This window comes from Streptomyces sp. NPDC050738 (genome assembly GCF_040654175.1).
GTDB lineage: Bacteria > Actinomycetota > Actinomycetes > Streptomycetales > Streptomycetaceae > Streptomyces.
On sequence record NZ_JBFAHN010000004.1, the window covers coordinates 400,460 to 420,695 of the forward strand.

The following is a 20,236-nucleotide window of genomic DNA, read 5'->3' on the forward strand; positions in this document are numbered from 1 at the left end:
CTGATCTCATGTGCTCAGCGGAGGTAACGAGAGGGCCCGCACAGCAGAGGCGGCCGGTGCCTCCACATCTGGAATCTGTGGCGCCCTACCCCCGGCTGCGGATCATCGACATCAGCCGCCCGTGGGTCTCCGCGTCGGCGGCGACTACCAGCCCGCGCCCGCCCTCACTGATCGGGACCCCGTCGATCCCGGTGACCACGCAGCCGGCGGCGCGGCACAGCGCGATCCCGGCAGCGAAGTGCACGCTGCCGGACAGGTCGCCGCCGTCGGTGACGTACGCGGCGCGCCTGCCCGCCGCTACCCAGGCCACGGCGAGCGTCGTGGAGACGACCCTGGGCCGGAAGTGCCGCCCGAACTCGGGGTGCGCCAGCAGGTCCACGCCCCGGAATCCAGGCGCGCTCGGGAACGGCGCATCCAGGTTGACGTCCACCAACTGGGTTGCGGGAGTGGGCTTCAGCCGGGCGTCTTCCTCATCGCGCCGCACCCAGGCGGTCTCCCCATCGGTGAAGAAGACCTCGCCGCTGAACGGGTCGGCCACCGCCGCCGCCCCGTCGCGCAACGCGACATTCACGGCGACCAGCATGTTGCCGACCGCGTAATTCAGCGTGCCGCACAGGGGATCCACGAGCCACTGGCGCTTGGCGCCGGACGCCGTCGCCCCCTGCTGCCCGCCCTCCTCGCCGAGAATCGCGTCATCGGGCCGGGCGGTGCGGAGGACGTCGAGGATCACCCTCTCCGCCTCCACGTCGGCGGCGGTCGCGAAGTCCCCGCCCCCCTTGTCGATACGGGCGATTCGCTGTCCGTACATCGCGCGCACGACATCCGCCCCGGCACGTACCGCAGCTATCGCAACCTCGGCATCTTCGGAACCCGCGTATGAACTGATCATGCCGAGCAGGGTAACGAGTGAGCCCGTGCGTCAGGTGGTTGCGAGAATCGCGACCAGGAGCAGGATGACAAGTCCCGCCAGGGCGACAACGCTGCCGACGAGCCGGAAGTACCACGGCCCGGCCCAATCGGTCTCGACGAGGCCCAGATTGCCGGTCTGCTGGGCCCTCAGCTGGAGAGCGGCCCGACGGCGCGCCATCATGACGCCCACGGCGCCCCGCACGTCGAAGGCCGACCGTCCTCCCCAGCAGACCGCCGCGAGTCCCAGCACGCCGAGGAATATGAGAGTCCCGGTCGGGGTGGAGGAATCTGCAGCCGCCGCAGCGGTGATCATGTACATGGGGCGCATCATGGCACGTGCATGTGCGTGCGTCACCGCCTCGACGCTGGGTGGTGGGCTTCGGGTGGGTGGGGCTGTTGCGCGGCGTTTCGCGCCTTCGGCGCAAGGAGGCAGCTACGACGAACAGGTGGGGGGCGTGCGTCGGTGGGTGCGCTGCGCGCGGTGGCGGGTTGTGTGGTTGTTGGTGTGAGTGATGTACGACGCTGCGCGTCGTAGGCCGAGCCCTTGGGGGCTCGTCCGGCTGGCTGCTGCCGCGTTGGGGCGGGCGCTTCGCGTACACCGCGCTGCTAGTGCGGGCCGGATGAGCTGAAGGGTTTGTCTGCGGGGCACTTCGGCGGGGCGGTTGGCGTCACAGCATCCAAGGTGGAGCTCCGCTCCCCGGGTTGGGGGTGGAGGTCGCACGACTTGCATGGGGCTGCCGCTCTCGGTTCGGCGTCAAGGGGCCGTCGTGGGGCGGGTGTTCATGCCCCGCTGGCCGCTGTTTTGGGTGGGCAGGGGCGGTGGGGTGCCCCTTAGGTGACCCACTTGAGCCTTCAACCATCCTGTCCTCGGGGTGCAGGGCTGTGACCTGCGACGATGCGTGTGTGTCTGGTGTTCGTCGGGCGTGGGGTGAGTGTGTGTTCAGTTAGGGGCGCGGATCGCACGCTGAGGGGTCCGGTCCGCCGTCCCGCACTCGCCGAGCAGGCCCGCGCTACCCGTCCAGCGGGTGCGGTGGTTCGCCCGCGCCCGGTGCGGGTGGCGGACCGGGCCGCCGGCCCAGCCACTGGCGGGTGTGGTGTCGTCCCCGGCTGACCGCACCCCAGGTGACCTTCCCCTTTATGCGGCCAGGACCCTCTGCCGACCGATAGCCGCCAAGTTTTTGCGGTGGAGGGGTGGTGTCAAGGGTGGAGCGCAGCGGAATCGGCGTAGCCGACGCGACGTAGTCGCGCCCTTTACTCCGCCCCGGAAACGCCACACTCCAGGTATCGGTCGGCAGGGGGGCCCACCCATCCGACCCCGACAAGAGCCACCGGGTTCACGGCGCCAGCCAACCACCCCCCAAGCGTCACCCCCGACCCAGCACCACCGTCCCCGACGAGCAGAACCAGCCGCCCGTTCCCGATGCCACCGCCAGCTCCGGCAGGCGGCCCCCTGCCTTCCTGACCTGGCCGTCGCCCGCCTCGCCCCGCAGCTGGCGTACCGCCTCCACCAGCAGGAACAGGCCGCGCATGCCCGGGTGTTGGGCCGAGAGGCCGCCGCCGTCCGTGTTCGTCGGCAGGCCGCCGTCCCGTAGCAGGCGGCCCTTCTCCACGAACGCGCCGCCTTCTCCCTTCGCGCAGAAGCCCAGGTCCTCAAGCGTCACCAGGGTCATGTAGGTGAACGCGTCGTAGATCTCCGCCACGTCGATCTCCGCCGGGGTCACTCCCGCCCGTTCGAAGGCCAGGCGGCCGCTCACCGCCGCCGGGGAGACCGTGAAGTCGTCCCACTCCGACATCGTCGTGTGGGAGACGTGCTCGCCCGCGCCCAGGATCCAGACCGGCGGCTTTGCGCAGTCCTGTACGTACTCCTCCGCCACCAGCAGCACCGCGCAGCCGCCGTCGCTGCGGATGCAGCAGTGGAGCTTGGTGAAGGGGTCCGCGATCATCGGGCCCGACAGCACCTCGTCGACCGTGATCGGGGTGCGGTACATCGCGTCCGGGTTCGTCGCCGCGTTCGTACGGGCCTGGACCGCGACCTCGGCCAACTGCTCCAGTGTCGTGCCGTATTCGTGCATGTGGCGGCGTGCGGCCATCGCGTACTTGGCGATCAGGGAGTGGCCGTACGGGACCTCGAACTGCAGCGGGCCCCGTGCGCCGAAGGAGAGGTTCGAGGTCCGCCGCCTCGCCTTGATGTCCGCCCGCGCCGTCGAGCCGTAGACCAGCAGCACCGCGTTCGCGTGGCCGGCGGCGATCGCGTCCGCCGCGTGGGCCGCCATTACTTCCCAGGTCGAGCCGCCGACTGCCGTGCTGTCCACCCATGTCGGCTTCAGGCCCAGATATTCGGCCACCTCGACCGGCGCGAGCGTGCCCAGTCCCGCCGAGGCGAAGCCGTCGATGACGGAGCGGTCGAGTCCCGAGTCGGCCAGGGCGCGGCGGGCGGCCTGGGCGTGCAGGGCGTAGGGGGTGGCTTCGTCGACCTTGCCGCAGTCCGAGAGGGCCACGCCGGCTATGGCGACCTTGCGCCTGGAGTTGGAGCTGGAGATCGCAGAGGACATGAATCTGACGGTACATCAGATGCGGTGACCCAGGACAGGAGGTGTCCGCACCCTGTGCATCTCGCCCCCGCCGTCCTAACATGACGCGCCGTCAGATCAGGAGAGGGGCCCGTCGATGGATGCCGCCTTCACCGCGGAACAGGACGAGATCCGCCGCACCGTACGCGAGTTGCTGGCCAAACGCTGTGGTCCGGACGAGGTCAAGGCCGCCGTACGTCTCCCAGCCGGGTACGACAGCGAGCTCTGGAACACCCTCGCCCAGCAGCTCGGGCTGCCAGGCCTCGCCCTCCCCGCGGAGTACGAAGGCGTGGGCTGCGGCCCCGCCGAACTCGCCCTGGCCTGCGAGGAGACCGGGCGCGCGCTGCTGCCCTCCCCGCTCATCGCGACGGCCGTGCTCGCGGCCCCGCTCATCGCGGCCCTGGGCTCCGAAGCGCAGCGCGCCTCCCTGCTCCCCCAGGTGGCCGCCGGTGCGCTGACCGCCACCCTCGCCGCCCCGCTCGGCGCCGCCCTCGGCCTGACCGGGCCCAACGACGGCGACTGGGCGGGCGGCGGGCGTGCGGGCGGGGTGCAGGCGCGCATCGTGGACGGGGCGTGGCGGCTGTACGGGCAGGTCGAGCAGGTGCTGTACGGGCACAGCGCGGGGCTGCTGCTGGTCGCCGCCCATGCGGGGGGCTTCGCGCGCAGCCGGACGCTGCTCTTTCTCGTACGGGACGATGCGCCGGGGCTTGCGCGCACCCGGCTCACCGCCCTGGACGAGACCCGGCCGCAGGCCAGAATCGAACTCCGTGACGCTGAAGCCGAGTTGCTGGGGGAGCGTGACGACGCGGATGTTCCCGGCGCGCTGGCCGCGGTGGGTGCCGTCGCTGCCGCCGTCCTCGCCGCCGAGGCGGTCGGGGCCGCCGATCAGGCTCTTGCCCGTACCGTCGAATACGTGAAGGAGCGCGAGCAGTTCGGGCGCGCGATCGGCTCCTTCCAGGCGGTGAAGCACCGCCTCGCCGATCTGTACGTGGGCGTGCAGGCCGCCAGGTCGGCCGCGTACTACGCGGCGTGGGACCCGTCCGCCGGCGGCCTCGCCCTCGCCCAGGGCCTGGAAGCGCTGCGGACGACCGCGGCCGAGGCGATCCAGCTGCACGGCGGGATCGGCTTCACCTGGGAACACGAGGCGCATCTGTACTTCAAGCGCGCGGCCGGGGACGATCTTCTCTTCGGGCCCGTGCACCGGCTCCGCGGACATGCCGCGGACGGGGCCGGGCTGTTCGAAGGAGAGGTCGCGGTCTGATGTCGCCGGCCAGGAGCAAGCCAGGAATCAAGCTCATCCAGAAGGTCTCGTCGACCCGGGCCTTCGCGAAGTACGCGCCGCATTTCATCCCTGCGATGGACCGGACGGTACACAAGCTGACGCGCGGCAAGGTGATGCTCAGCGCCCAGATGCTGCCGGGGCTGATCCTGACCGTGAAGGGCGCCAAGTCCGGTGTCCCGCGCACCACTCCGCTGGCGTGCATGCCGGTGGGGGACGGGGAGTGGGTGCTGGTCGGGTCCAACTTCGGCCGCGACGGGCACCCCAACTGGACCGCGAACCTGCTGGCTCACCCGGAGGCCGACGTGAGCTGGAAGGGTACGGACATCCCCGTGCGCGCCCGGCTCCTGGAGGGGGAGGAGCGTGCGGAGGTGTGGGAGGCGGCCCTGAAGTTCTGGCCGCCGTACGCGACGTACCAGGCGAGGATCGACCGCGAGATCCGGCTGTTCGGAGTAGTACGACGCTGACGCTCCAGGCTGCGGAGACGACGACGGCGGATCACCCTGATGTGATCCGCCGTCGGCGCGACAGGACGTGGCGCGGAGTCCGCTCGCCTACTTGACCGGCTTCTTGCCGGTGATGCCCAGGTGGACCAACAGGGCGAGGTTCGGCTTCAGTTCGGCCTGCTTGACGCCCCAGGTCTGGAAGCCCTTCTGGTGCGAAGCCACTGCGGCGAGCATCGCGACCAGGGATCCCGCCATCGCGGCCGGGCTGACGTCGGCGTCGACCTTGCCCTTCGACTGGAGCTCCTTGACCGCGTCCGTAAGGGAGTTGGTCACGGAGTTGAGGATCTTCATACGGATTTTGTAGAAGCGCTTGTCGCCCTCCGCAGCACCGAGGTCGACGACCCGGAGGATCGCGTCGTTGCGACGCCAGAAGTCGAGGAATCCCTCGACCAGTTCCTCCGCGGCCTGCCATCCGGCCTTGCCGACCCAGGAACGGCCGGAGACGAGGGAGGTCAACCCCGCGCCCTCCTTGGCCATTTCCTCGGCGATCTCCAGGACGGCACCTTCCACGTCGGGGAAGTACTGGTAGAAGGTCGCAGGTGAAGTCCCCGCTTTCCGGGCGACGTCGATGACCTTGACGTCCCGGTACGGCGAGGAGCTGAGCATCTCGCTGAGGCAGTCGAGCAGCTTCTGCCGCGTCGCCTGGCCGCGTCGTCCGGCCACGCGGCCGTCGACGGTGCGTACTTGTCCTGTCATGCCGTCAGCTTACCGAGGGGTGATCGGAGCGCGATTCGGCCGACTGCAAATGGGGCTCGGCCGGAACCTGACGGGGCTGTGCCCCGAATAGTCTTATCAACAGCCTGTGGATTGTTTCTGTGGACAAGTCTTCGAGCGTGGGGTGCCCCAAGGGGATAATGGGCCGTATGTTCGATTTGACTGGCTGCGGAAACGGAGGGGCGCCGTTAGTTTGGGGATGACGGGCGTGACGGGCGTCACAGTGAAGCAGTGAGTGAAGCAGCGGAGTGTGGAGAAAGGACGGCCCCCATGGCCGCATTCGCAGACGGTGTGCCCTGCTGGGCGGACGCGCAGCTCGACGACCTGGAGGCGGGCAAGCGCTTCTACGGCGAGCTCTTCGGCTGGACCTTCGACGAGGACGCCGACGAGAAGTACGGCTTCTACACGAACGCCTTCAGTGACGGGAAGAGGGTCGCCGCACTGGCACCCAAGCAGGACGGCCGCATGCCGACCGTCTGGACCGTCTACTTCGCCACCGCGGATGCCGCCGCCACCGCGGAAGCGGTGAAGGAGGCGGGCGGGCAGGTCGTGCTCGCCCCCATGGAGGTCGGTCCGCACGGCACGATGGCGGTCGCCATGGACCCCGGCGGTGCGGTCTTCGGCCTCTGGCAGGCGGCGCAGCACGAGGGCTTCGAGAAGCAGCGCGCCACCGGCGCCTACTGCTGGGTCGAGGTCCACACCCGGCTCCCCGAGGCGGTCGACGCGTTCTACGAAGAGGTCTTCGGCTTCGGCAGCCAGGACGTCGGCGAGGGCACGGACGACTTCCGCATCTGGTCCCCGGCGGGCGCAGAGCCGGGCCCGGAGACGTCCGTCGGCGGACGCAGCGTGATCGGGCCCGAGATGCCCGACGAGCTCCCCGCCTACTTCCTCCTCTACTTCCAGGTGGCCGACTGCGACGCGGCAGTGGCCACGGCCACCCGCCTCGGGGGGCGGGTGCTGCAGCCGCCCTTCGACATTCCGTACGGACGCATCGCCATCCTCAACGACGACCAGGGCGCCACCTTCGCCGTCCTCCAGCCCTGACCCGGCCCTGATCTCCGCAGGACCGCCCTCTTGCCCCCGATTGCACCGGGACACCCCGATCCGCACCCGGGTTCGCCACCACCGCCCCAGGCAGGAACAATCAGGGTGCGCGCCGCCGGGTGGCGCTCAGGGGTGAGACGCTGCACGGGGCTGCATTCATTGCAGGGCCCGTACGGGGAGGTGGCAGGCAAGTGGTGGAGCAGCTGACGCAGCACGATCCGAGGCGGATCGGGCCGTTCGAGGTGCTCGGACGGCTCGGCGCCGGCGGCATGGGGCTCGTGTACCTCGCGCGCTCGGCCTCGGGCCGGCGCGTGGCGATCAAGACGGTACGGACCGAGCTCGCCGAGGACCAGCTGTTCCGGGTGCGCTTCACGCGCGAGGTCGAGGCCGCGCGGGCCGTCTCCGGCTTCTACACGGCGGCCGTCGTCGACGCCGATCCGCGGGCGGCCGTGCCCTGGCTGGCCACCGCGTACGTACCCGCCCCCTCTCTCGAAGAAATAGTGAATGAGTGCGGGCCGATGCCGGCCCAGGCGGTGCGCTGGCTGGCGGCGGGGATCGCCGAGGCCCTGCAGTCGATCCACGGCGCGGGTCTGGTCCACCGCGACCTCAAGCCGTCCAACGTCCTCGTCGTCGAGGACGGCCCCCGCGTCATCGACTTCGGGATCGCATCGGGGGTCTCCAACACCCGTCTGACCATGACGAACGTGGCTGTGGGCACCCCTGCGTACATGTCGCCCGAGCAGGCGAAGGACTCGCGCAGCGTGAAGGGCGCGAGCGACGTCTTCTCGCTCGGCTCGACGCTGATCTTCGCGGCGACCGGGCACGCGCCCTTCCACGGGGCCAATCCGGTGGAGACCGTCTTCATGCTGCTGAGGGAGGGGCCGGACACGAACGGCCTGCCCGCCGAGCTGCGCCCGCTGATCGAGGCGTGCATGCAGATGGACGCCCTCAACCGGCCGAGCCCCGAGGACCTCCAGGCCCAGCTGGCCCCGCACCTCTTCTCGTCGGGCAGCGACGACAGCGGTACGGCGTCGGCCTGGCTGCCCTCGCGGGCCACCGCGATGATCGAGCAGCGCAGAGGCGGCCGCGCACCGGCCGCGCAGCGCCCCACGGCCCAGCCCTCGCCGCCGCCGCGGCCGGCGTACCAGCCGCAGCACCAGAACCAACAGCACCAGAACCAGCAGCCGCAGCAGCAGGCCCAGCAGCATCAGCACCAGCCCCAGGAGCAGGGCGACTGGCGGATCGCACCGGCCGATGGCCCGGTCCGTCTGCCGGGCGCCCCGGTGCCGATCGGCCCCGGGCCCCGTGCCGCCGAGGTGCGGTCCCACGCGGTGGCCGAGGCCGGCCCCGCGACGGGCTGGATCCGGCCGCCCGCCGGCGGAGCTCTCAACGGGACCGAGGCCGCGGTGGCGGCCCCGCCCGTCGCCGTACCCGCGCAGGCTCCGGAAGGTGCGCCGCGCTGGCGGCCGTGGCGGTTCCGTATGTCCAACGACGTGTGGGGCACCCCGATCGTCGACAACGGACTGCTCTACGTCACCTCCTTCGAGGTGCACGCGCTCGATGTGGGCAGCGGTCGCAGGCAGTTCAAGACCAAGGACGTCGCCTGGTCGATGGCGGTCTCCGGCGGCCGCATCCATGCCTCCGACGGGCCGACGCTCTACGCACTGGACTCCAGGGACGGCACGGACCGCTGGCGGCTCCAGACGGATGCCTGGGTGTACGCGCTGCAGGCCGAGCGGGGCACGGTGATCACCGCGACGCGCGGCGGCGGCGTACAGGCGCGGGAAGCCTCCAACGGCGACAGGCTGTGGGAACTGACCGGCGGCCAGGCCGACTTCGAGACCCCGGAGGCGGGCCCGGTCCTCGACGCGGACACGGTGTACGTCTGGAAGGACGCCCGCCTCTACGCCCTCGACGCCCGTACGGGAACCGAGCGCTGGTCCTACCCGGTCGGCGACGCCGCCTCCTGCGGAGGAGTCCCGGTGCGGGTCGCCCCGGCGGACGACGGCTATGTGTACGTCGCCGCGGGAACCAGGGTCCTGGCGATCGACCGGACGTCGGGACACGTCCGCTGGCACTTCGAAGCCCCCGCGGTCTTCCTCGCCCCGCCCGCCTTCGCGCCGGGCCCGGCGGTGGCCGGGGGCGGGGTCTACCTCGTGGACTACCTCGGCACGGTGTACGCCCTGGACGCGTCGAGCGGCAACGACCGCTGGCGCATCGCGACCGAATCCCGCCAGTCGGTGGAGCCGGTCCTGGTCGCCGACGGCAACATCCACGTCGGCAGCGGCAGCGCGCTCTACACGCTGGACGCGGTGACGGGCACGCCGAAGTGGCGGTTCGCGGCGGGCGGCGAGGTCGTCGGCGCACCGGTCGTGGCCGAGGGCCGCCTGCACTTCGGCTCGGCGGACCACTGCCTCTACACGCTGGACGCCGCGGGCGGCCAGCTGCGCTGGAAGCTGGCGACGGGCGGCGAGATCACGGGCTCGCCCGTGGCGAAGGCGGGCGTGGTGTACGCGTGCAGCAAGGACCGGTGCGTGTACGCACTGGACGCGGTGAAGGGGACGGGCACGGGCGGCAGGAGCTGATGGTCAGCCGCTGAGGGTCAGCCGTTCTTGCGGGGCGACCACTGCTGGGGCTGGGTCTGGGTGTCGGCCGACGGCTGCGGGTCCGGGTCCGTCAGCTCCGGGGGCAGGTCGCGGGAGCTGAAGGTGGCGGTGTCGCCTGCCTCGTTCTGGGTGTACGACGGCTCGTTCTGGGCGTAGGTCGGCTCGGGGCCGGGATACGACGCGGGCTCCGGCTCGGGTGCGTACACCGGCGCGTGCTGCGTACGGCTGCTGCCGCGGCCGCTCATCAGGGCCGCGCCGAGGAGCAGACAGACGCCGCCGCCCACGGCGTTCGCGACGCCCTGACCCAGGCCCGATCCGTCCGAGCTGAGGGCGAGGCTGCTCTCCACCTGGTACATCTGCACCATCCACAGGATCGCGAAGCCCAGCGTGACCACCCCGGCGAAGGCCACGAGCAGCCGGGAGCGGAACACCACACCGGCCAGGGCTACGAGGGCCGCGAAGGCGAAGGGCAGCAGGATCGATCCGGCGATGGACGACTTGACGGTCGTGATGCCGCCGAAAAGGTCCTGGATCCGGTACGCGCTGCCGTGGCGGCCGTCGTACCAAGCTTGGAAGGGGCTGTATACGGCGGCCGCCGCGCCAATCAGAGCCACGGCCGAGCCGAGGACGTTGCGGATCATCATCAGCCTCCAGGGGCAGCTCTTGATCACGACGTTACGCGGGGTGCGGGTACCCCGCGAGGCGGCGATTATGGGGCCCATGGCGGAGAAAGTGACGGCTGAGCGGCTGCGGGCCTGGTGGGCCCACCGGCAGGGGCTTGACGGAAGCCTGCGGGGTGCGCAGCCGGAGGAAGTGCTCGCAGCGACCGGCTGGGCCAGGTCGGTCGGGGGTTCGGGCCCCTATCTCGGGCTGTACGCACGTTGCGGGGCCGGGCGGGAGGCGGTGGACGCGGCCGTCGCGGCGCTCGCGGTGCACGAGCTGCCGTCGGCGCGTGGCTGTACGTATGTCCTGCCGGCCGGGGACTTCGCGCTGGGTCTCGCGGTGGGTGCCGGGGCGCCGGAGGGAGACATCAAGGCGGCGGCCAAGCATCTGGGCGTGACGGCCGCCGAGGTGGATGCGCTGTGCGCGGCGGTGGTCGGGGCGCTGGGGGAGACGCCGATGCTGCCCGCCGCGATCAGGACCGCGCTGGGCGACGAGGTGCGCGCCCTGGGCGAGGCCGGCAAGAAGCGCGGCCTCTCCACGACGCTGCCCCTGGCGCTGGGCCGCCTCCAGGCGCGGGGCGAGATCCGCCGCGTCCCCGTGAACGGACGGCTCGACCAGCAGCGGTACGGCTATGTGCGCTGGGGCCTGGACCTGGGCCTGCTGGGGGCGGAGGAAGCGCAGGCGGAACTGGCACGCCGGTACTTCGCGTGGGCCGCGCCCGCCTCGCTCGCGCACTTCCGCTGGTTCAGCGGGTTCACCGCGGCGGTGGCGAAGGCGGCGGTGGCGGGGCTCGAACTCGTGGACGTGGGAGGTGGGTTGCTGCTCCCGGGGGAATGGGAGGAGGAGTTCCGTGCCTACGTACGGCCGAAGAAGCCCCGGTACGCGCTGCTCGCCGGAATCGACGGGATCCACCTGCTGCACCGGGACTTGGGGCGACTGCTGGATGCGGCGGACGGCGAGCGGACGTTCCTGAAGCGGTCGCTGGGCGGGCTCGCGGATGCGCCCGCGCACATGATCGTGGACCGGGGGCGGCTGGTGGGGCTGTGGGAGTACGACGTGGAGGCGGAGGAGATCGTGTGGCAGGCGTTCGTCGAGCCCGACGCGGCGCTGCGGAAGGCGGTGGCGGAGACTGCGGCTTTTGTACGGGACGAACTGGGTGATGCGCGGAGCTTCAGCCTGGATTCGCCCAAGAGCCGTGCGCCGAGAGTCGCCGAACTCCGGGTTGGGATGCGGTAGTTCGCGCCGCTAGGGTGTCGCCGACAACGGGGACGGGGGAGGACACGGCATGTTGCTGCGACGCGTGAAATTCGGGGCTGTTCTGGTGGCGGTGGTGCTTGCGCTGACCGGTTTCTCGAGCAAGAAGCACGGACACAGTTCGGGCGGGGGCGGGTGTCACAGCTCGAAGAGCCGTACGACACACCATGACTACGACGATGACGACAACTACAACTCGTCTTCATCCGGGGGCAGTACGTACCGGAGCACGCCGACGCCGACGCCGACGCCGACGCCGTCCGCGTCTGCGGAAGACTCCGCGACGGTGATTTCGTGCGTGCAGAAGGCGGACACCAAGGCTGCCGTGAAGGTCACGGTGCGGCAGCGGTCGGAGGACAAGTACGGAGACTCGGTTCGCTACCGGGTGCGGATGGTCTTCCGCAGTGCGAGTGGTGGGGTGGTGGACCGGGGTGCGGCGACGCTGGACGTGCGGTTCCCCGGCGGGGCCGGGGTGCTGATGGTGCCGATGGGTACGCCTTCGAAGGCGGGACAGGTCGCCACCTGCGCGGTGGAGTCGCTGGAGCGGGTCGGGTAGGTGAGGCGCCGACTACCGGGCGCACCACGCCTCGGCGCGATCGCGTACGTAGACGGCGAGTTCCTCCGGCTGGAGATGCAGCCCGGTCGTGGCCGGTGCATCGAGTGCGACGCGTACCGGCTCGTAGATGCCGGTATCGGGGTCGAGGAGCCCGGGGCCGTGGCGGCGGTCCAGGTCCATGGTGAACTCGCCGGCGGGGCCGATCGTGGACGGCTCGGGCCTTGTGGCGGACCTTCATGCGTCCGACGGTAGTCCGGTGACGGTGACGGGGACAGCCTGTGGGAGGTCTGCAGGGCTCTACCCCTATCGCAGCCTGAACTCCCGCCCCCGCCCCCCGAACAGCTCCGCCTGCGCCGCCCCCGTCGCATTGCCGAGCCCGATCAGCAGCGGCGCCTGGGCGGTCGCCGCCGCCCGCGTCGCCGCCTTCGCCGCCCACAGTGCCCGCACCGTTCCCTGCACCGCCTCCGTCGGATACGACGCGATCGTCTCCGCGCACCGCACCGCCGCCGCCTCCTCCTCACCGTCCGAGGTCAACTCGCTGACCAGGCCCACCTCGTACGCCCGTCGCGCCGACACCCGCTCCGCCGTCCCCATCAGCGACATCCGGGCCACTTCCCCGAACGGCATCCGCTGGGCCATGTACATGGCCTCGTACGCGCTGACCATGCCGTACGTCGTATGCGGGTCGAAAAAGGTCGCGGATTCCCCCGCCACCACGAACTCCGCCTCGCCCAGCAGATAGAACGCCCCGCCGCACGCGATCCCGCGCACCGCCGCGATCACCGGCTTCCACAGATCCTGGGACTTCGGTCCGATGGTGAGCAGCGGATCGTCGATCGTGTACGGGGACGGAGGCTGCGGCACCTCCGCGCCCCGGTCGATCCCCGTGCAGAAAGCCTTCTCGCCGGAGCCCGTCAGGACGACCGCCCGCACGCTGTCGTCGAACCTGAACTGCCGCCAGATCGCGCCCAGTTCGCTCGCGGTCGTCAGATCGATCGCGTTCAGCTTCTGCGGGCGGTCGATCGTGACGACCGCGACGCCCGTCTCCTTGAACTGCTGGACCAGGATGCTCATGGCCGCTCCAGCAGCCACTGCGGCACGGTGGTGCCCTCGACCTCGGCGAAGGCGACGTGCACGCGCGCCCCGATGCGGAGCTTTCCTGGGTCCACCGAGTCGAGCCGCGCGCCCGCCTCCGTGACCACGTTCCCCACCAGGCGGATCTGCGGGGCTTCGGCGAGCTCGACGACGACCGCGTTGTACGGGGCCATCTCCGCGTACTCCGGGAGCAGCGGCGGATGCGGGAAGACGTACGACCAGATCCGTGCGCGCCCGCTCATCAGGCGCCAGTCGCTCTCGAAGGACTGGCAGCGGGGGCAGCAGGGGCGGGGCGGGAAGCGGAGTTCGTTGCACTCGGTGCACTCCTGGACGCGGAGTTCGCCCTGGGCGGCGTACTCCCAGAAGGGGGCGCCGTCGTCGTCGGTGACTGGCTTGAGCATCGTGACCTCAACTCCTCAGGAGAATGGCGGAAGTCGGCACACCCTCACCGGCGGTGACCAGGCAGGTCGCGGCGTCCGGGACCTGCGCCGTGGAGACGCCGCGCAGCTGCTTGACGCCCTCGGTGATGAGGTTGAAGCCGTGTACGTACGCCTCGCTCAGACCGCCGCCGCTCGTGTTGATGGGCAGCCGGCCGCCGATCTCCAGCGCGCCGCCCTCGGTGAAGGAGGCGCCTTCGCCGCGTCCGCAGAAGCCGTAGCCCTCCAGGGAGAGGGGGATGAGCGGGGTGAACGCGTCGTAGATCTGGGCCACGTCGACGTCCTCGGGGCCGAAGTCGGCCTGTTTCCACAGGTGTCGGGCGGCGGTCCAGGCGGGGCCGGTGAGCGGGTCGTCGTTCCAGTAGTTGACCATGCCGTGGTGCTGGGAGGGCAGGCCCTGGGCGGCGGAGTGGACGTACACCGGCTTCTGGCGGCAGTCGCGGGCGCGCTCGGCGGAGACGATGACACACGCCAACGCCCCGTCTGTTTCGAGGCAGTTGTCGAAGAGGCAGAGCGGGTCGCTGATCCAGCGGGAGTTCATATAGCTCTCGCGGGTCATCGGGCGCTCGTACATCATCGCGGCCGGATTCTGGTTGGCCCGGTTGCGGCAGGCGAGCGCGACGTTGAAGAGGTGGTCGCGGGTCGCGCCGTACTCGTGCATGTAGCGGCGGGCCAGCATCCCGATCTCGTCCGCAGGGCGCAGGAGGCCGAAGGGGCGGGTCCACTGGCCGGGGGTCGGGAGCTGAACCGCCGTGTTCTTCCAGGGCCTTGGTCCGCTGCCGCGCTTGCGTGAGCGCCAGGCGATGCCCACGCTCGCCTGCCCGGTCGCGATGGCCGACGCGAGGTGTCCCACGGTCGCGCACGAACCGCCGCCGCCGTAGCCGATCTTGGAGAAGAAGGTGACGTCACCTGCGCCTATCGCCTTGGCGACCTCGACCTCGTCGGTCTCCTCCATGGTGTACGAGGCGAAGCCGTCCACCTCGGAGGGTGCTATCCCCGCGTCCTCCAGCGCGGCGAGGATCGCCCTGCAGGCGAGGGTCTTCTCCGACTCGGGGAGACGTTTCGCGAAGGGGGTCTGGCCTATCCCGACTATTGCTGTCGCATCCTTGAGGGTCGCCATGGGCGGGAGGTTACAGCTAATCTGACGGATAGTCAGCTACTGGTGCGGGGCGGGTAAGGGAGGCTTGCGATGCGCGGCGACTTGCAGTGGGGAACCATCCCCGGGCTGGTCCGGTATGCCGCCGAACGCTACGGGGATCGGGAGGCGGTCGTCGAGGGCCGCACCCGGATCTCGTACGCGGAACTCGGCGCGCGCGTGGAGCGCGCGGCCGCGGCCTGCGTGGCGCGCGGCATCGAACCGGGCGACCGGGTCGCGGTCTGGGCCCCCAACACCCTCGACTGGATCGTCTCGGCGCTCGGCGCGGTGACGGCGGGCGCGGTGCTCGTCCCGCTCAACACCCGCTTCAAGGGCACGGAGGCGGCGTACGTCCTCCAACAGAGCCGCGCGAAGCTGCTGTTCATCACGGGGACCTTCCTCGGGACGTCGTACGTGGCGTCCCTGCGCCGCGCCGCGGCGGAGGGCGAGGGCTCCGGCGGCCCGCTCCCGGGGCTGCCGCACCTGGAGGAGGTGGTGGTCCTGGCGGACGACGCCCCTGCCGACTTCCGTACGTGGAAGGACTTCCTCGCGGCGGGCGACGAGGTGAAGGCGGCGGAGGTCCGCGACCGTACGGAGGCGATCGTCTCCTCCGACCCCTCGGACATCGTCTACACCTCGGGCACCACGGGCCGCCCCAAGGGTGCGGTGATCACGCACGCCCAGACCCTGCGCGGCTACGAGATCTGGTCCGACCTGGCCGGCCTGCGCGAAGGCGACCGCTACCTGATCATCAACCCCTTCTTCCACACCTTCGGCTACAAGGCGGGCATCATCGCCTGCCTGATGCGCGGTGCGACGATGGTCCCGCAGCCGGTCTTCAACGTGGACACGGCGCTCGCCAACATCGCGGCGGAGCGCATCTCGGTCCTGCCGGGCCCGCCCACGCTCCACCAGTCGCTCCTGGACCACCCGAACCGCGCGTCCCACGACCTGAGCGCCCTGCGCCTGGTGGTGACGGGCGCGGCGGTGGTCCCGCTCCAGCTCGTCGAGCGCCTGCGCAGCGAACTGCACATCGCCACGGTCCTGACGGCGTACGGCCTCTCCGAGGCATCGGGCATCGTCACGATGTGCCGCAGAGGCGACGAGGCGGAGGTCATCTCCTCGACCTCGGGCCGCGCGATCCCGGACACGGAGGTGCGGGTGGAGGCGGAGGTGGGGAAGCCCGGCGAGGTGCTGGTGCGGGGCTTCAACGTCATGCAGGGGTACTACGAGGACCCGGCCGAGACGGCGAAGGCGATCACGGCGGACGGCTGGCTGCGGACGGGCGACGTCGGCGTACTGGACGCGTCCGGCAACCTCCGGATCACCGACCGGATCAAGGACATGTTCATCGTCGGCGGCTTCAACGCCTACCCGGCGGAGATAGAGCAACTGCTTGGCCTGCACCCGGATGTGGCGGACGTGGCGGTGATCGGCGTACCGGATCCGCGGCTCGGAGAGGTCGGGCGGGCGTATGCCGTACGGCGGCCGGGCTCGACGCTCACCTCGGACGACCTGATCGCGTGGTCGCGGCGCGAGATGGCGAACTACAAGGTCCCCAGGGACGTGGAGTTCGTGTCGGAGCTCCCGCGCAACGCGAGCGGGAAGGTGGTCAAGGGGGCGCTCAGGGCGCGGGCGTGAGGCGAGCGCCTCAGGTGATGTGCCTCAGGTGATGTGGATGTTCGCGGGTGCCACGGTCCCGGGCGACACGGTCGCGTGGTGGTCGGCCAGGGCGGGCGTCGCGGTTGCTGCCGCTGCGGCCACCACGAGGGCGGCGGTGATGAAGAACCTCTTGGTGCGGGTCATTTCGGCTCCCTCGGAGGGGTGGATCGGTCGGCGTGCAGTGCAGTGCAGTGCGGTGCGGCGCGGATGCATGCGGACATGAAGCGGCCGCGGTGGCTCCCCCTCCGGGCCACCGCGGCCGCTCCTCCCCCGTACCCCGTACCCCGTCGTGAAAGTTCAGGTCAGGCGGGCTTGTCCGTGACGTGGATGTTGTCCGTCGACGTCTCGCCGTCCTTGCCGCCCGTGACGTGGATGTTGTCCGTCGACAGGTCGTCGGCCTTCGCATCCGTGACGTGGATGTTGTCCGGGTCGACCACCGGGTCGGTTCCTGGCGTCTCGCTCATCGTCAACTCCTGATAGATGGCTGGCTGCTTGTGATGGGTCGGGAAGGCCCGCCCGGCAACTCCCCCGTGGACTGCCGAGCGGGCCGTCTCCGGGCCGCTCACCCTAAGGCCACGGCCACTCGCCGATCCGTCTGCCCCCCGACGCGACGGTTCGACAGGTCAGAGACTGCCGGGTCGGGATAAACGAACGATGAACGCCCTGGTGTGACGGGCATCACGCCACTGCGGCAGGTGCCAGCAGTGTGCGTACGTCGTCCGCCTCGGGGGACTTCAGCTCCTCGAACACGGACAGCGCCTCCTGCCAGCAGACCCGGGCGCGGCCGGACTGGCCGATGCCGGACAGCGCCCGGCCGAGGACGGTCAGCACGTTCCCGCGCCGCCACTCCCCGCCGATGTCCCGCAGGAGCGTCAGGGCCATCTCCGCGCTGGCCGCGGCCTGGGCGGGGCGGCGGGCGGCGAGGTCCACCTCGGCGAGGCGGAAGAGCGTCATGCCCTCCCACAGGCGCTGCCGGCTGTCGCGGAAGACCTCCAGGGCTTCCCTGAGCCTCTCCGCCGCGTCGGCGAGCCTGCCGCTCTGGGTGAGGGCGAGTCCGAGCGCGTACCGGCCGTTGGCGCCCTTGAGCGCGTGACCCATGCGGTCGTACATCTCCGAGCCCTGCCGGGCGAGTTCGACGGCGCTGTCGACGTCTCCCATCGCCAGGCGCAGCCGCGAGAGGTTGCACAGCGCGCTCGCCTCGCCCGCCAGGTCCCCGCATGCGCGGAAGCCCTCCACGGCGCGGGCGAAGTACTCCGCGCCCTCCTCGGAGCGGTTCTGGTAGAAGGCCATCGCGCCGCTGATGTTCACCGCCCAGCACATGGCCATCGGGTCCTGGGTGCCCTCGGCGAGGCGGCACGCCTCCTGTGCCTCGCGGCCGCCCTGGTCGAAGCGGCCTGCCACGTGGTGGCCGTAGGCGAGGGTGATGACGGCCCGCGCCTCGGCGCGCGGGTCGCCGGCGTCGCGCGCGGCGTCGCGCAGGACGGTCGCGACGGTCTCGTACGCCTTGGAGTTGGCGCCGGACTCGGCCAGGTCAAGGGCTGCCCAGAGCAGGTCGACGGACCGGCGCAGGGTCGCGGGTCCCGTCGACTGGCGTACGCAGGCGAGCAGGGAGATGGCCTCCGAGTACAGCCAGTCCTGCGCGTCGTGCCGGTCCGTGAAGGTCAGACCGTCGTACGACGTCGGCTCCAGGTGGTCCACCAGGCGGTCGCCGGGGCGCTCGATGCCGTACACCCGCGAAGCCGTCGAGAGATAGAAGTCCAGGAGCCGGGACAGTGCCAATTCCCGCTCCACCGGGGGCTGTTCGTCGCGCTCCGCGCATGCACGCGCGTAGAGGCGCACCAGGTCGTGGTAGCGGTAGCGGCCGGGGGCCGCCGACTCCAGGAGGCTCGTGTCCACCAGGGATTCGAGGATGTCCTCGGCCTCCTGCGCGGGCAGGTCGAGCACCGCCGCTGCCGCCGCGAGGGAGATGTCCGGGCCGTCGGCCAGGCCCAGGAGGCGGAAGGCGCGGGCCTGTTGGGGCTCCAGGGCGCCGTAGCCGAGCTCGAAGGTGGCCTTGACGGCGAGGTCGCCCGCCTGGAGTTCGTCAAGGCGGCGGCGCTCGTCGGCGAGCTTCGCCGCGAGGACCGAGACCGTCCAGGTGCGGCGGGCCGCGAGGCGGGACGCCGCGATACGGATGGCGAGCGGGAGGAAGCCACAGGCCGCCACCACGTCCAGGGCCGCCTGGCGCTCGGAGTTGACCCGCTCGTCCCCGACGATCTTCGTGAAGAGCTGGAGGGCTTCCTCGGGGGACATGACGTCCAGGTCGACGAGGTGCGCGCCCGCCAGGTCGACCATACGGGCCCGGCTCGTGACCAGCGCCGCCGAGCCTGTCGTGCCGGGGAGCAGCGGGCGGATCTGGGCGGCGTCGCGGGCGTTGTCGAGGAGGACCAGGACGCGGCGGCCGTCGAGGGTGGAGCGGTAGAGGGCCGCGCGGTCGTCGAGGGAGTCGGGGATCGCGGAGTCCGCCGTACCCAGTGCGCGGAGGAAGGAGCCCAGGACGGTCTCCGGTTCGGCGGCGCGGTTTCCGGCGCCCTGGAGGTCGATGTAGAGCTGGCCGTCGGGGAAGTGGGCGCGGGCGGCGTGGGCCACGTGGACGGCGAGGGTCGTCTTGCCGACGCCGCCGATCCCGGCGACCGCGGAGACCGCCATGACGCGGCCCTCGGCGGTGGCCAGGCGGTCGCCGAGCTCGCGTACGAAGGAGCCGCGGCCCGTGAAGTCAGGCACGGTGGCCGGGAGTTGCGCGGGGCGAACCGCCACGGGGGCGGGTGTGGCAGGGGCTTCGGCCGGGCGGGCCAGGTCCTCGTCGGCCTGCAGGATGCGCTGCTGGAGGCGGGCGAGTTCGGGTCGCGGGTCGACGCCGAGCTCGTCGGCGAGGAGGCGGCGGGTGTCCGCGTACACGGCGAGCGCCTCGGCCTGGCGGCCGCTGCGGTACAGGGCGAGCATCAGGAGCTCGCGGAGGCGTTCGCGCAGGGGGTGGGCCGCGGTGAGCGCGGTCAGTTCGGAGATGGCCTCCGCGTGGCAGCCGACCTCCAGGTCCAGGTCGAGGCGCGATTCGGTGAGCTGGAGCCGCCATTCGGAGAGGCGGGTGCGCTGCGTTTCGGCGTACGGGCCGGGGATGGAGGCGAGCGGCTCGCCGTCCCAGAGGGCGAGCGCCTCGTTGAACCGGTCGCGGGCCTTGCAGCGGTCGCCGGAGGCTGCCGACTTCTCGGCTGCGGCGGCCAGTTCCTGGGCGGCGGTCAGGTCGAGGGTGCGCGCGGTGGCACGGATCGCGTACCCGCCGGCCTCGCTGACCAGGACGCCGGTGCCGAGGATCTTGCGCAGGCGCGAGGCGTAGGTGCGTACTGCTGCGAGGGCCTGCGACGGCGGTTCCTCGCCCCAGATCGCGTCGATCAGCTCGGCGGCGGTCGCGGTGCGGCCGTTGCGCAGGAGGAGGGCGGTGAGCAGGGCGCGTTGCTGCGGGGACCCGGAGGGCAGCGCCTCTTCGCCGCGCCAGGCCCGTACGGGTCCGAGCACGCTGAAGCGCGCGACCGTGCTCCGGTCCTGCCCGGCCTGCTCCGGAGCCCGCTGCTCCGGTACGCGCGGCCCGCTGTCACGGTCCATGGCTGCCCCCTGCGCCCCGTACTGCTTGGCACTGCTCATCTGCATGTGCCAGTTTGCCTTGTTCATGGCAGGTCCGTCAGCACCAGGTGACGCTCTGCACAAGGTCTCCCTGGTACTTGCCCACGCCAAGGGAGCTGACGGTTCGTCAGATTGGGTCTACCGTGGGG

19 protein-coding genes are annotated in these 20,236 nt (G+C 71.2%); 7 read left to right on the forward strand and 12 right to left on the reverse strand.

What is annotated here, in order from left to right:
- Positions 1–85: 85 nt before the first annotated feature.
- The 3 genes from AB0H78_RS13595 to AB0H78_RS13605 form a co-directional block, all read right to left on the reverse strand.
- A complete protein-coding gene (locus AB0H78_RS13595; RefSeq protein WP_363234516.1) occupies positions 86–889 on the reverse strand; it encodes an inositol monophosphatase family protein in 804 nt (267 codons plus the stop codon).
- A gap of 30 nt (positions 890–919) precedes the next feature.
- Entirely contained in the window at positions 920–1,228 is a 309-nt protein-coding gene (locus tag AB0H78_RS13600) for a hypothetical protein (RefSeq protein ID WP_363234517.1), read from the reverse strand.
- A 1,045-nt stretch (positions 1,229–2,273) separates the two neighbouring features.
- Positions 2,274–3,461 carry an acetyl-CoA acetyltransferase gene (locus tag AB0H78_RS13605; protein WP_363234518.1) on the reverse strand — a complete coding sequence of 396 codons (1,188 nt, stop codon included), beginning with the start codon at positions 3,459–3,461 and terminating at the stop codon, positions 2,274–2,276.
- Between the two features lie 115 nt (positions 3,462–3,576).
- On the opposite strand from AB0H78_RS13605, the gene AB0H78_RS13610 reads away from it, so the two are divergent.
- Together AB0H78_RS13610 and AB0H78_RS13615 are read left to right on the forward strand one after the other, a co-directional pair.
- Positions 3,577–4,740 carry an acyl-CoA dehydrogenase family protein gene (locus AB0H78_RS13610; RefSeq protein ID WP_363234519.1) on the forward strand — a complete coding sequence of 388 codons (1,164 nt, stop codon included), beginning with the start codon at positions 3,577–3,579 and terminating at the stop codon, positions 4,738–4,740.
- A complete protein-coding gene (locus AB0H78_RS13615; protein ID WP_363234520.1) occupies positions 4,740–5,225 on the forward strand; it encodes a nitroreductase family deazaflavin-dependent oxidoreductase in 486 nt (161 codons plus the stop codon). The genes AB0H78_RS13610 and AB0H78_RS13615 overlap by 1 nt, the downstream gene beginning before the upstream one ends.
- 87 nt (positions 5,226–5,312) lie before the next feature.
- On the opposite strand, the gene AB0H78_RS13620 is transcribed toward AB0H78_RS13615, so the two are convergent.
- The gene (locus AB0H78_RS13620; RefSeq protein WP_329121198.1) at positions 5,313–5,960 is read right to left on the reverse strand and encodes a TetR family transcriptional regulator; all 648 of its coding nucleotides are present in this window, start codon (positions 5,958–5,960) and stop codon (positions 5,313–5,315) included.
- Between the two features lie 288 nt (positions 5,961–6,248).
- On the opposite strand from AB0H78_RS13620, the gene AB0H78_RS13625 reads away from it, so the two are divergent.
- Entirely contained in the window at positions 6,249–7,022 is a 774-nt protein-coding gene (locus tag AB0H78_RS13625; protein ID WP_363234521.1) for a VOC family protein, read from the forward strand.
- A 191-nt stretch (positions 7,023–7,213) separates the two neighbouring features.
- Positions 7,214–9,607 (forward strand): PQQ-binding-like beta-propeller repeat protein, encoded by a 2,394-nt coding sequence (locus AB0H78_RS13630; RefSeq protein WP_363234522.1) that lies wholly within the window; start codon positions 7,214–7,216, stop codon positions 9,605–9,607.
- A gap of 17 nt (positions 9,608–9,624) precedes the next feature.
- Here the strand turns inward: AB0H78_RS13630 and AB0H78_RS13635 are convergent, their stop codons facing one another.
- Positions 9,625–10,269 (reverse strand): hypothetical protein, encoded by a 645-nt coding sequence (locus AB0H78_RS13635; RefSeq protein ID WP_363234677.1) that lies wholly within the window; start codon positions 10,267–10,269, stop codon positions 9,625–9,627.
- A gap of 79 nt (positions 10,270–10,348) precedes the next feature.
- Between AB0H78_RS13635 and AB0H78_RS13640 the strand changes: the two genes are divergently transcribed.
- Both AB0H78_RS13640 and AB0H78_RS13645 read left to right on the forward strand, forming a co-directional pair.
- Positions 10,349–11,527: a crosslink repair DNA glycosylase YcaQ family protein gene (locus AB0H78_RS13640; RefSeq protein WP_363234523.1), complete on the forward strand. Its 1,179-nt coding sequence runs from the start codon at positions 10,349–10,351 to the stop codon at positions 11,525–11,527.
- A 49-nt stretch (positions 11,528–11,576) separates the two neighbouring features.
- Positions 11,577–12,101, forward strand: coding sequence for a hypothetical protein (locus AB0H78_RS13645; protein ID WP_363234524.1), 525 nt, complete (start codon positions 11,577–11,579; stop codon positions 12,099–12,101).
- A gap of 12 nt (positions 12,102–12,113) precedes the next feature.
- Here the strand turns inward: AB0H78_RS13645 and AB0H78_RS13650 are convergent, their stop codons facing one another.
- From AB0H78_RS13650 to AB0H78_RS13665, 4 genes are all read right to left on the reverse strand, one after another.
- On the reverse strand, positions 12,114–12,281 hold the full coding sequence (locus AB0H78_RS13650; protein ID WP_363234525.1) for a hypothetical protein: 168 nt from the start codon (positions 12,279–12,281) through the stop codon (positions 12,114–12,116).
- Between the two features lie 123 nt (positions 12,282–12,404).
- Complete coding sequence (locus tag AB0H78_RS13655) at positions 12,405–13,175, reverse strand: enoyl-CoA hydratase/isomerase family protein (protein ID WP_363234526.1); 771 nt, start codon at positions 13,173–13,175, stop codon at positions 12,405–12,407.
- Positions 13,172–13,597 (reverse strand): OB-fold domain-containing protein, encoded by a 426-nt coding sequence (locus tag AB0H78_RS13660; RefSeq protein ID WP_363234527.1) that lies wholly within the window; start codon positions 13,595–13,597, stop codon positions 13,172–13,174. The genes AB0H78_RS13655 and AB0H78_RS13660 overlap by 4 nt, the downstream gene beginning before the upstream one ends.
- 7 nt (positions 13,598–13,604) lie before the next feature.
- On the reverse strand, positions 13,605–14,753 hold the full coding sequence (locus AB0H78_RS13665) for a lipid-transfer protein (protein ID WP_363234528.1): 1,149 nt from the start codon (positions 14,751–14,753) through the stop codon (positions 13,605–13,607).
- 69 nt (positions 14,754–14,822) lie between these two features.
- Here AB0H78_RS13665 and AB0H78_RS13670 point away from each other — a divergent pair, with 69 nt between their 5' ends.
- Complete coding sequence (locus AB0H78_RS13670) at positions 14,823–16,409, forward strand: FadD3 family acyl-CoA ligase (protein WP_363234529.1); 1,587 nt, start codon at positions 14,823–14,825, stop codon at positions 16,407–16,409.
- A gap of 24 nt (positions 16,410–16,433) precedes the next feature.
- On the opposite strand, the gene AB0H78_RS13675 is transcribed toward AB0H78_RS13670, so the two are convergent.
- The 3 genes from AB0H78_RS13675 to AB0H78_RS13685 all read right to left on the reverse strand — a co-directional run bounded on the left by AB0H78_RS13675 (position 16,434) and on the right by AB0H78_RS13685 (position 20,069).
- Complete coding sequence (locus AB0H78_RS13675; RefSeq protein ID WP_363234530.1) at positions 16,434–16,574, reverse strand: hypothetical protein; 141 nt, start codon at positions 16,572–16,574, stop codon at positions 16,434–16,436.
- 158 nt (positions 16,575–16,732) lie between these two features.
- Complete coding sequence (locus AB0H78_RS13680) at positions 16,733–16,894, reverse strand: hypothetical protein (protein ID WP_363234531.1); 162 nt, start codon at positions 16,892–16,894, stop codon at positions 16,733–16,735.
- Positions 16,895–17,108: 214 nt separating this feature from the next.
- On the reverse strand, positions 17,109–20,069 hold the full coding sequence (locus AB0H78_RS13685; RefSeq protein WP_363234678.1) for a BTAD domain-containing putative transcriptional regulator: 2,961 nt from the start codon (positions 20,067–20,069) through the stop codon (positions 17,109–17,111).
- Positions 20,070–20,236: the final 167 nt, after the last annotated feature.